This window comes from Halomonas qaidamensis, from assembly GCF_025917315.1.
Classification (GTDB): domain Bacteria; phylum Pseudomonadota; class Gammaproteobacteria; order Pseudomonadales; family Halomonadaceae; genus Vreelandella; species Vreelandella qaidamensis.
In genome coordinates this window covers 2409677-2421876 of sequence record NZ_CP080627.1, presented here as the reverse complement: position 1 = coordinate 2421876, position 12200 = coordinate 2409677, and the positions used below count along the sequence as shown (strand labels likewise).

6 protein-coding genes are annotated in these 12200 nt (G+C 50.6%); 5 read left to right on the top strand and 1 reads right to left on the bottom strand.

Annotated elements, in window-relative coordinates; all coding sequences use genetic code 11:
- The first annotated feature begins 11 nt into the window (after nucleotides 1-11).
- From K1Y77_RS11125 to K1Y77_RS11110, 4 genes are all read left to right on the top strand, one after another.
- The gene (locus K1Y77_RS11125; protein ID WP_264428472.1) at nucleotides 12-1178 is read left to right on the top strand and encodes a nucleotide sugar dehydrogenase; all 1167 of its coding nucleotides are present in this window, start codon (nucleotides 12-14) and stop codon (nucleotides 1176-1178) included.
- Between the two features lie 28 nt (nucleotides 1179-1206).
- Entirely contained in the window at nucleotides 1207-4332 is a 3126-nt protein-coding gene (locus tag K1Y77_RS11120; RefSeq protein WP_264428470.1) for a glycosyltransferase, read from the top strand.
- A gap of 135 nt (nucleotides 4333-4467) precedes the next feature.
- Entirely contained in the window at nucleotides 4468-6795 is a 2328-nt protein-coding gene (locus K1Y77_RS11115; protein WP_264428469.1) for a glycosyltransferase family 2 protein, read from the top strand.
- 36 nt (nucleotides 6796-6831) lie between these two features.
- A complete protein-coding gene (locus K1Y77_RS11110; RefSeq protein WP_264428468.1) occupies nucleotides 6832-9144 on the top strand; it encodes a glycosyltransferase family 2 protein in 2313 nt (770 codons plus the stop codon).
- Here the strand turns inward: K1Y77_RS11110 and K1Y77_RS11105 are convergent.
- Nucleotides 9136-9261 (bottom strand): hypothetical protein, encoded by a 126-nt coding sequence (locus tag K1Y77_RS11105; protein ID WP_264428467.1) that lies wholly within the window; start codon nucleotides 9259-9261, stop codon nucleotides 9136-9138. The genes K1Y77_RS11110 and K1Y77_RS11105 overlap by 9 nt on opposite strands.
- A 1129-nt stretch (nucleotides 9262-10390) precedes the next feature.
- Between K1Y77_RS11105 and pgm the strand changes: the two genes are divergently transcribed.
- Nucleotides 10391-12067: a phosphoglucomutase (alpha-D-glucose-1,6-bisphosphate-dependent) gene (pgm, locus tag K1Y77_RS17395; protein ID WP_406567285.1), complete on the top strand. Its 1677-nt coding sequence runs from the start codon at nucleotides 10391-10393 to the stop codon at nucleotides 12065-12067.
- Nucleotides 12068-12200: the final 133 nt, after the last annotated feature.

Below are 12200 nucleotides of genomic sequence, written 5' to 3'. Positions count from 1 at the left end.
GAAAGAAAAGGATGAAAATTGCAGTTGCTGGCACGGGCTATGTGGGCCTTTCAAACGCGATGCTGTTGGCTCAGCACCATGAGGTAGTGGCCGTTGATATCGTGCCTGAAAAGGTTGAAATGCTGAACAACCGTGTGTCTCCCATTGAAGATGCTGAAATTTCGGCATTCTTGGCTCGGGAAGACCTGCATTTTACGGCAACCCTGGATGCCGAAGCCGCTTACCAAGGGGCGGCGTTTGTGATTATTGCTACCCCTACGGATTACGACCCAGAAACGAACTACTTCAACACCAAAAGTGTGGAAGCGGTGATTAACCAGGTGATGGCGATTAACCCTGATGCGGTGATGGTGATTAAATCCACCGTGCCGGTTGGCTTTACCACTGAAACCGCTGAGCGTTTTAATACCCAAAACCTGCTGTTTTCACCTGAATTTTTGCGTGAAGGAAAAGCGCTACACGACAACCTCTATCCCTCACGGATTATTGTTGGTGAGCGTTCTGAACGTGCCGCTACGTTTGCAGAGCTACTGAAGCAGGGCGCGATCAAACAAGATATTGATGTACTGCTGACCAACAGCACTGAAGCCGAAGCGATAAAGCTGTTTGCGAATACCTACTTGGCGATGCGTGTGGCGTACTTTAACGAGCTGGATACCTACGCAGAATCTCATGGGCTGGATGCCAAGCAGATCATTGAAGGCGTAGGCTTAGACCCCCGCATTGGTAAGCATTACAACAACCCAAGCTTTGGATATGGCGGTTACTGCCTGCCAAAAGATACCAAGCAGCTGCTGGCCAACTATCAAGATGTGCCTAGTAATATGATTCAGGCCATTGTTGAGGCTAACCGCACCCGTAAAGATTTTATTGCTGAGTCGGTGCTGCGTCGCAATCCAGAAGTGGTGGGCGTGTATCGGCTGATTATGAAAACCGGCTCTGATAATTTCCGTGCCAGCGCGATGCAGGGCGTGATGAAGCGCCTGAAAGCCAAGGGCATTGAAGTGGTTGTGTTTGAACCGGCTCTAGACGCAGACGAGTTTTTCCACTCTAAAGTCATGCGCGATTTTGATGCGTTTAAAGAGAAATCGGATGTGATTTTGGCGAACAGGATGGTGGATGAGCTGCAAGATGTTGCGGATAAAGTGTATACCCGTGATCTGTTCGGCAGCGATTAGTCTGAATGCATTTTAATAGCAGGCTGCCATGCGTTCGTTTTTAGCCAATAAGCTATTGTCGGCCAAGTCCTTGTTTACTAAGCACTGGCGTAAGTCACGTGCTAGTGAATCGTCGACGACCATCGTTGATAACGAAGGTGTTAATAACGACGGTTTTGACCCCGCGTGGTATTTAGCGGCCTACCCTGATGTGGCCGCTGCTGGTGTCGACCCCTGGGGTCATTATCAGCAGCATGGAAAAGCAGAAGGTCGCTTACCATGCCGCAACCAGGCTATTGGCTGGGGGCATGCGTTGTGGCGTGGTGCTGACGACGTGGTTTTGCCACGGCTTCAGCGCTTGTTAACCGCCCCCAACGCGACGCTGGCTGAACGTTTAACCGCTCGCTGGGAGCTTGCCCGGTGGTATGCTTGGCAAGCTCACTGGCCAGCGGTGTTAAAGGTTCTGCTGCCAGAGAACACACTTCCAGGCTTTGATTGCCCTGGCCCAGCGTTGCTGGTGGTAGACGCTTGTTGTCAGCTATTTGAAGATAACGCCCAGCAAGATAGTGCATTAGCACAGGCCCTGGCGTTTTTAGCGGCGCACTATCCAGACCATGCTGATACCGCGTTGGCTAAGGCGAATGCGCTCAGTTTATCGAAAGAGCATTTACCTTCAGGCACAGACCTTGAGCGGTTGGCGGTGATCAATCGCTATTTTCAGGCCCAGGGATTACAGCCAGTTACCTTGGCTGACCCTGAGCAGCCGCTGCATTTGTATAATCTCGCGCCTGACTATTCCGTGTCTCAGGGGCAGCATCTTCCGACCGCCTTCGGCGAAAGCTTACCACGCGCTACGGGAGCTGCAGCCCACGACTCACCCCTCACCACTCAACACTCACTACTCACCATTCACCATTCACTGCCTTTTATCAGTGTGGTGATTCCGCTGTATAACGCGGAGGATACTATTGCGATGGCGCTTACCGGTCTGTTTTATCAGCAGGGCGTGCGCTTGGAAATTATCGTGGTGGACGATGCAAGTTCTGATAACAGTGTTACTCAAGTCGAGCAGCTTCAGGACAGTGTTCCACCCCATATTACCTTGATGTTACTGCGTCATACCCAAAACCAAGGGGCTTACGCTGCCCGTAATACGGGGATGGCGGCGGCAACTGCCCCGTTTATTACTACCCATGATAGCGATGACTGGTCGCACCCCCAAAAACTTGCTGTGCAATGCCAGTGGTTAATTGATCAGCCTAGTATCAAAGCGTGCTTGTCTCACTGGGTGCGGGTAACCCCTGAGCTTATGTTCCATCGCTGGCGGTTGGATGAGTACGGTTGGGTGTATCCCAATATGTCGTCGTTGATGTTTCGCCGCGAAGTGTTTGAAGCCTTGGGCTATTGGGATGGGGTAAAGGTCAATGCGGATACCGAGTGGCGCTGGCGGGTAGACGCTGCCTTCGGTGCAGGCAGCGTTAGTGAGGTACTGCCCGGCGTGCCGCTTTCGTTTGGCTTGGCGGATAGCGGCTCGTTAAGCCAGCACTCAGCTTCCCATTTGGTGAGTCAGTTCATCGGCAACCGTTTTCGGTATATGCAGTTGGCAGGCCGCTGGCATCGTTCGTCCCAACGGCTATTTATGCCCATCGCGCCCACTGAGCGGCTGTTTACAGCTCCCGCAGATATGCTTAGAGCGACTGCGCCCCCGAACCCGCCGCCTAGTGAGTTTGAGCTAATTAGTGAATCTGGCCTGTTAGATGCGGGCTGGTATTTGACCCGCTATATCGATTTGCAGCACACGCCGGTAGAGCCGTTAAACCACTATGTGGAAAGTGGCGCTAGTGAGAGGCGTGATCCTGGTCCTGGATTTTCGACTTCTGGCTATGTGCGTCGTTACCCTGAGGCAGCAGAAGCTAGTATGAACCCGCTTGCGCATTATCTCAGCGTGGGGCAGGCCAAGGGCTATCTGCCTCACCCTGAATGGCAGGGTGAGCGGGTCTTCGCAAACCGGCCTACGGTCATACTTTGTGGCCATCAAGCAGGTAGTACGCTGTTTGGTGCAGAACGTAGTCTAGTTGATGTGCTGGATGCCATGGGCGAGCTGCGCTGGAACGTCGTGGTGACGTTACCGGAAGCTAATAATCTTGCCTATGAACAGGCGTTGTTACAGCGCTGTAAGGCGTTGGTGGTACTGCCTTATGGTTGGTGGCAGGTGGGTAAACAGGCCGATAACACTACGGTTGCGCAGTTTGAAGCGTTAATTGCTCGCTACAACGCCAGTGCGTTGCATGGTAATACTGCGGTACTACACGAGCCTTATATCGCTGCGAAGCGGGCGGGCGTTCCTGCTCTTGTGCATGTGCGTGAACTGCCTGCTTTTGATGAAAGTTTGTGCGCTCTATTGGGTGCCACACCTAGTGAGCTAGTGGCCCAAGTGCATCAATTGGCAGATGTTGTAGTAGCGAACTCTCGCTGTGTGGCGGATGCTTTTACCTTACCTAGCTCCCGCAAGCGCCTAGCTATTGTGCCCAATACGATTGCCATGTTGCCGTTGCTTACACTACCGGACGTAGATTTTAACCCGCAGGCCCGCGTGCGCGTGGGCATGTTGAGTAGCAATGTGGCTAAAAAAGGCTTGCAAGATGTAGAGCAAATGGCGGCTTATCTATCCACGTTGGCCCCCAGGGTGGAAGTCGTGCTGTTTGGTGGGGAAACACCCGCCATTGCCGACCTACAGCGCCGCCAAGCTCAAGGCAAGGCACCCATCAATATACGCTTTTCGGGCTATGTGGAGCACCCTGAAACGGCTTTGGCGCAGTTGGATATCGTGGTGAACCTATCGCGCTTTCAGGAGTCTTTTGGGCGTACGGTATTAGAAGCAATGGCCGCGGCCAGGCCTGTGGTGGCGTATAACTGGGGCGCATTAAGTGAGCTTGTTGTTGCTGACGATGTTCTTGCAGCTGAAAGCGACGAGGAAGCCACAGGTATACTGGTTCCCTTTGGTGACACGATGGCCGCTGCTGAGCAGGTGGCTAAGCTTGCCGGTGATGTGGTTCGGTGCAGGCAGTTAGGGAAAGCAGCTCGACAGCGAGCGCAACTATGTTTTAGTACCGAGCAGTTGCGCATGGCGTTAGCGAATGCTTATACGCTAACCCAGCGTGAAGAGTTTTCTTAAGGTGCTCAATGTTCTAGGTGCTCAATGTTCTAGGTGCTAATTGTTCTAGGTACTAAATGTTTAAGTTAATCAATTCTTGAGCTATTTGATTCTTAAGTTACACAAACAGGTTACACAGACGGTTAGGGGTTTTGTTTGAAGCTTGCGATTGCTGCCATTGTTAAAAATGAAGTAGATAGCTTAGTTGAGTGGCTGGCGTTCCATCTGACGGTGGGAGCCAGCCATTTTTTAATAGCTGATAATGAGAGTACTGACGGTACTCACGAATTACTGTCGGTGCTTGCTGAGCAGGGCTTGGTAACATTGATCTCGGTTCCAACGGGCGAGACACCACCTCAGCTGCTAGCCTATCAGCAGTTATTGGAAACATGCCCTAGTCATATTGATCTAGTGGCGTTTATTGATGCTGATGAGTATCTATTGCCTTGTGCTGGTGAACGGCCACTTATTGAGTGGTTAGAAACACGCTTTGCGTCGCCTAGTGTGGGCGCATTGGGCTTGAATTGGGCCTGCTTTGGTTCTAATGGTGCCAAATTTCGTGAAGATGGCTTAGTTATTGAGCGTTTTACGCAGCGAGCTAAAAAGACATTTGGCCCCAATCATCATATTAAAAGTGTGGTTCGTCCGGGTTATGTTGAGCGTTTCGATAACCCTCATTTTGCCCGTTTGAAGCAGGGGTATTACGTTAACAGTTTGGGCGAGCCGATTGAACCGCGCCGCGATAAGCAAGGTAACCCACGATTTGGGTTAAGCGAGCATATCATTTGGGAAGGGGCACGTATTAACCACTACTTGGTAAAGTCGGTAGAGGAATTTGTATTAGGTAAAGCTAAGCGGGGCAGTGCGGCGACACCTAACTATCAAAAGCAGCGCGACTATTTTATGCGCCATGACCGCAATGATACTGCGTGTCGAGTGGCTGCTGAGCTTGCGCCTAAGGTCAAACATCAAATGAAATGGTTGCAACAGCTTGTTAATAAAACCCAGGCCGTAACGGAAACAAAATCTGTAACAGAAAATAAGCCGAAAGGGCCAGCTAATGACAAAAACGCGATGGAAACCTCTTCAGGTTCGGACTTAACACGCTGGCTTAAGCGTCGTTTAAAAGATTGGTCTTCTGCCACAACTAGTGAGCAACCACCAATAGAGCGCTGGGCATTAGATTTTCCTTCTGCCCAGCGTGGTTCTCGCTTTCAACCTTCTGGCCGAGTTGTGCAGGGTTGGTTATTGTTGCCCAAAAGCCTAGCGGAAATGCAGTCCCAGGTGCGCATTATAGCGGAGTGGCAGCCCGACTTTGAGCTTTGCCATCCGCTGGAAATTGACCGCCCGGATGTTATTACGAACATTTTTTCAGTGCCTGCAGACAATCACCCACAACGGAGATGTGGCTTCCGTTTTACCGTGCCGCCTAAGCTAGGTCATTTCCGCTTATGGTTGGCACTTGAAGATGAGCGTTGGTTACTGCAAGACGTGGACGTTGATATCCGTGACGTAGAAGCTGCTCGGCAACTAAAAGTTCTGATAGGTAAGCAAGGTTGGCTATTTTTGGATAACGACACCAATGGCAGTGTTGACCAGTTTATGGGGCGGATGCGTCTGACCCACTCTGGCATGGCCAGTTGGAATGAGTACCTTACTCAGCTGGATGTTTTGGCAGGTGAAGTTCCTTGGGCGTTATTGGTGGCTCCCTCGAAAGAGAGTGTGATGGGCGCGAGTTATCACCCTCGACTAGAAGGCGAAAGTGGCCCTATACAGCAGGTGCTGAGCCTAAAAGCATCAGCCAAAATGGTTTATCCTGTTAATGAGTTACAGTCCTTAGGCGATAGCGCTTTTATCCCTACTGATACTCACTGGACCCATAAAGGAGCGATGACCGCCGCTATCGCACTAGCAGTGTCGTTAGGACTAGAAAAAAGTGACTGTGTGGCGTTGTTTAAAAATGACCGCTACCAAGAAAAAACTATGGGAGGTGACCTTGGCAATAAGTTAACGCCGAAGCAAACCTCTAATGTAGAAGTGCTAACGTCGTTCAGTCATACGCGCTATAAAACGTATGATAATGGTTTACCCAATTTTGGGCGGTTGCTAGTCATTGAATATCCGAAGGCGCTGATGCCAAAAACATGTTTGATATTTGGCTCATCTTCTAGCTACTCCATGTTTAATTATTTAAGCCGTTTGTTTCAGCGTATTGTCTTTGTACATAGCGCAGGGAATGTTGATCCTGAGTTAGCCCGTGCCGTCGCACCTGAGTTTCTGGCAACGCAAACCAATGCTCGTTTTGTTGTGCAGACCCCGAAGGTTACCCATAGTCTTGATGAGGTCATTCACCAAAAGTGTGCACAGCTGGATAAGAAGGCGTTTGAAGGCATTCGTGAAAAGCGTATCATCGCTTCAGATGAATACCTCAAAACGTTGGGGATACTGCGCTGGGAGCAGATCGCTAGCACTCTTATTGGGTAAGTGTTGCCTTGGTAACGAAATGGGTTAAGGATGGCGATGAGGCAGCATATTGTTAGGTTAAATGAAATGATGGCCGCCATTGGCAGGTACAATGTAGTTCCTCCCTTCTGGCGGCGAAACCCTACTGTTCACGTGGTCGATGCACCTCTCTTCAAGAGCGAAGCTGCAACCAATATTAATACGGCAGTGAAAGCAAGCACTCACTGTGTTAGTGATGGTGAGAAGCCACTTCCCGGCTGGAATATGTTGGAACTGGACGGGTTAGGAGCCGATGCTCACGGTGCCGCCACGATTTTTTTCTATACCCATAAAGGCATTATCGAAACGTCGGTGTCATTGCGTCCGGGGAAAACGACTAAGCGAATTCTCTGGGTGCCGATGGGTGTCAAGAAAATTACATTTTCACTGCTGGCTAGCGAAGCTGCCTTAGCGCACCTGACTGTTGAGTGGGTGTGGTTGACGCCTTGGTTTGCACATAACCGCTTGGCGCGCCGCTTGATCAATAATCATGCAAGTTACAAAGGGATGACTTCGCGTGAGGTGATTCGTCATCTTCATGTAGAGTCAGTAGCGCAAGGACGCAGCTGGCGCAGTATTGCCTTGGCGGAATATAACCAAACCCATGCAAAACAACATGTGTCAGAAGACTATGCGCGATGGGTAGATACGACCGAAAAAACGGCGAGCGAAGATCCTCAGTCAATAATTGCCAATTTGAAAACGGCGCCGTTATTCTCGCTCATCATGCCAGTAACGTTGGGCGACCTAGAGCAAGGCGAGGCGCCTTTTATTGCCACCATTAACTCTTTAAAAGCGCAAAGTTACTTTTTTTGGGAAGTGTTTGTCGTGCTTTCCGCTGAGATTACTGATGCTCAGCGTCGAACGTTAGAAGGCTATATTCCTAGCACTAGCCGCATTAATCTGATTCGTAGTTACCATCGCACCTTGGCAAAGTTAGACCACCAAGGGTTTATTCAAACCCAAGGCGATGGGGTAATGCGTATTAGCTGGGGGGATCAGTTAGCCCCTGAAGCGCTGTGTATGCTTGCAAAAGCGTGGAACGATTATCCTAATGCACAGCTTTTTTATACTGATGAGGATGTGATAACAGCTGGTGGTAAGCGCTGCCAGCCACGTTTTAAGCCAGGCTGGAATCCGGACTTGCTACTTTCAACTAACTACATTGGCCGAGTAGCGCTATATAAGCGAAGGTTATTATGGCAGCTGGAGTCAGAGCAGGCAGATCTGCTCTCTAACCTCACCAGCCGAGCAGCGGTAGATTATGCATTAGCACTTACTTTTATGATGTGGAAAGTGACTCACGGCAACGAAAAATCGGTGTGTCATTTGCCTGCTATGTTATATCACCGTAGTGAAGACTTCCCTCATCCGCTTCACCAGCAGGACGCCATCTCCTTAGTAAGTAGTGTACTAAAGCAGCACGTGGCGAGTGCGAAAGCGATGGTTCAACCTGGATTAACCAATGACTCGGTACGTATCGAATGGCCTATTCCTAACCCTGCGCCACTGGTGAGTTTATTGGTGCCTACCCGTAATGGTGTAGATATTTTACGGCCCTGTGTAGACGCTATCTTAGAACGCACTGCTTATACTCATTTTGAACTGTTGATTCTAGATAATCAGAGCGACTGTCCTGACGCTATTGCGTACATGGAGGAGGTAGCAAAACGCGACCCTCGCGTTCGTGTGTTGCATTGGGATCATCCGTTTAACTACTCAGCGATTAATAACTTTGGTGCGTTGCACGCTAATGGCAGCATTATTGGCTTAATCAATAATGATGTAGAGCCGGTAAACGAGTATTGGCTAACTGAAATGGTCAGCCAAGCTTGTCGTTCTGAAATTGGCTGTGTGGGTGCCAAACTCTATTATCCAAATGGCATGCTGCAGCATGGTGGGGTCATTCTCGGTTTAGGTGATGTGGCGGGCCACGCGCATCGTTTCTTCCCCCGTGAAAGTGACGGTTACACTGGGCGTTTGAAGCTGGTTCAGAACTTATCGGCGGTGACGGCTGCCTGTTTGTTAGTGCGCAAAAATGTATTTAACAACGTTGGTGGCTTAAATGAACAGCACCTAAGCGTTGCTTATAACGATGTCGACTTCTGTATCAAAGTGAGAGAGGCAGGCTACCGTAACTTGTGGTCTCCGTTTGCTGAACTTTACCACCATGAGTCTATCTCGCGTGGTGCCGATGATACGCCAACTAAACGCGCCCGCTGGCTAAGTGAAGTGGCGTACATGCGCCGTACCTGGGGGAAACATTTGGATTGTGATCCTGCTTATAATCCCAATCTGACGTTGGTACATGAAGACTTTTCATTAAGATAATTGCCGATAAAAGTGTTGTAGCGACAGCGCTCCCGCGAAGGTTGCGGCAACGGTGCTGGGGTCGGTTGGTGGCGTTGCCATTGGGCGTCGTTCCGCCGCCTCCCGCGGGTGCCTCATTCGCTCGTTCCTCGCGAGATTCGTTACCACGCGCTACCCATGTATTGAATCTATAGGTTTTGTAGCGCGGCGTAAGCGTCAGCGCACCCGCGAAAGCAGCTATGTTGATACAGCTTAAAGAGATCTTATGGTGAATAGCCACTCTTCGTGGGTCGTGCTTAGCGATGGTGGCCTGCCAACAGAAGATATCTATTTTCTTAAATCTGCAGCGCCTGCGCTGCAAAGCCAGGGGGCAGCGGTTGAGCGTTTTGTTGCTTCGCGCTCTTTCGGTGCTGCTTGGCGTTACGGTCGTTCCTTTTTGCGCCAGTATGCCGGTGCGAATCTACTACTGTGTCGTTCATTGCCGCCCAGTTGGCTGCGCTGGCTAGAACGCAACCGCCACGCATTTGGCTATATTGGTTACTTAATTGACGATGATATTGAGGCGGCGGCCAACGACTCAACGCTACCGCAAACCTATCGAAAGCGAATGGCACGTATTGCGAAGCTGCAGCCTAGGTTGCTTGCCTTATGTGATGAGGTTATTGCTTGTAGTGGTGCACTCGCTGAGCGTTTCCAGCCCTATCATCATCACGTTGTGGTACTAACGCCTCCAATGATTGCGGCGCTACCGCCGTTAGCGCATTTTGCATCGTTGCCTTCTTCTAATACCCCTTGGAAAATTGGCTTTTATGGCACACGGGCGCACCTGAATGACTTACAGCATATTGCGCCTGCGTTAACGGCCATTCAGCAAACCCGCACCGATACTCAGCTGGAAATAATGCTTGGCAAGCATACGCCTAGCGCGTTGGCTGCATTGCCTCGTACCGCCGTACCCGATCCGTTACCGTGGAGCGCTTTTCGCACTTACCAAGCGAGTAACCTGCTTCATATTGGGTTGGCACCATTGTTAAACACTCCCTTTAATCGGGGAAAGTCGTTTATTAAGTTTTTCGATATTACCGCGATGGGTGGGGTGGGGGTTTACGCTAATCGTTATCCTTATACGGAAATAGTTAGCCATGGGGTCAATGGGCTTCTGGTAGAAGACTCTCCTAAGGCATGGCAGGCTGCCATAGAGCAGTTACTTAATGATCCAGCCGCGACTGCTAAAATGGCGCAACAGGCAGCAAGCGATGCCGTTAGGGTGGGGAACCCCAAACTCGCTGTTAAGTTTTGGCAGGCGCGCGCAAACCAATTAAATGTTAATGAGGGAGCAAGTAGAATGGATGCCATCGTTAAGGCGTTTTTTGATGAAACTCCGGATGCCAATATCTCGAAAGAGCGGGTGGCATTTGGTACGTCTGGCCATCGGGGGCGTGCCTCAGAACGCACCTTTAACGCTGCACACATTTTTGCGATTACCCAAGCGGTGGTGGATTACCGTTCGGAAGCAGGCTACCAGGGGCCTATGTTTTTGGGTGTTGATACCCATGCGCTTTCAAAACCTGCTTGGGAGTGCGCGCTGCGGGTGTTGGCGGCTAACAAGGTGCCGGTGCTTATCGAAAAAGATGCTGGCATCACTGCAACGCCTTTGGTGAGCCGGGCGATTCTGCAGCACAATCATGCTCAAAAACAGCATTTCTGCGACCAGGCGGCGTTAGCTGATGGCTTGATTATTACGCCTTCTCATAATCCACCAGAAGATGGTGGTATTAAATATAACCCTGCCCATGGCGGCCCAGCAGATACTGACGCCACGTCTTGGATTGAGCTTCGCGCTAATGCTTATTTGCTGCGCCAGTTAAATGACATTACGTTGGTGCCATTAGAGCAGGCGTTGGCTCATGCTCAGGAGTATGACTTTACTGCCCACTATGTTGCGCAGTTGGGCAGCGTGGTGGATATGGCTGCTATTCAAAACGCTAATCTTACGCTGGGTGTCGACCCTATGGGCGGTACGGCATTACCGGTATGGCAGGCAGTGGCTGAACACTTCGGCTTAAATCTTGAAGTGGTGAATACCTCGGTCGATGCCACCTTCAGCTTTATGCCGCCGGATCATGACGGCAAAATCCGCATGGACTGCTCAAGCTCAGCAGCGATGGCTAATTTGCTGAATATCAAAGACCGCTTTGATATTGCCTTTGGTAACGACCCCGATGCTGATCGCCATGGCATTGTCGATGCCAACGGGTTGATGAACCCCAATCACTTTTTAGCGGTGTGTGTGGATTATCTGATCGGCCATCGGCCTGAGTGGGCAGAAACACTTAGCATTGGTAAGACGCTGGTGTCCTCTTCGATGATTGACCGGGTGGTGGCGAGTCATCAGCGTAAGCTGTATGAAGTGCCTGTCGGTTTTAAGTGGTTTGTTGAAGGCTTGCACGATGGCTGGTTAGCCTTTGGCGGTGAAGAGAGTGCTGGCGCTAGTTTATTAACTCGTGATGGTAAGGCTTGGTCGACTGATAAAGATGGCATTGCACTGTGTTTGCTAGCGGCGGAAATAATGGCGGTTACTGGGAAAACGCCCAGTGAGTATTACCGTTCATTAACCGAACGTTTCGGCGAGCCGTTCTATAAGCGTGTCGATACCGCCTGTACTGTTGAAGAAAAGGCGGCTTTCAAACAGCTCAGCGCAGAGAGTGTTACTGAAACTACCTTGGCAGGTGACCCGATCACTGCAGTATTGGTCAACGCCCCCGGCAACGGCGCAGCCATTGGTGGTTTGAAGGTAACAACTGACAATGGTTGGTTTGCGGCCCGCCCCAGCGGCACGGAATCGCTTTATAAAGTGTATGCGGAAAGCTTTAAAGGCCCGCAGCATTTAGATGAGCTAATCGATAGTGCCACCACGCTGCTTTCTGGTGTGTTAAAGGGGTAAGGAGTGGGGCGTTAACACGTGTTGCATAACGTATTGAATGCACGGATGTTGTAGTGCGTGGTAAGCGAAGCGCACCCGCAAAGGCAGCGCGAAGCGGTGTTGGGGTTCGACTATCGGAGTGCGAGATTGCTAC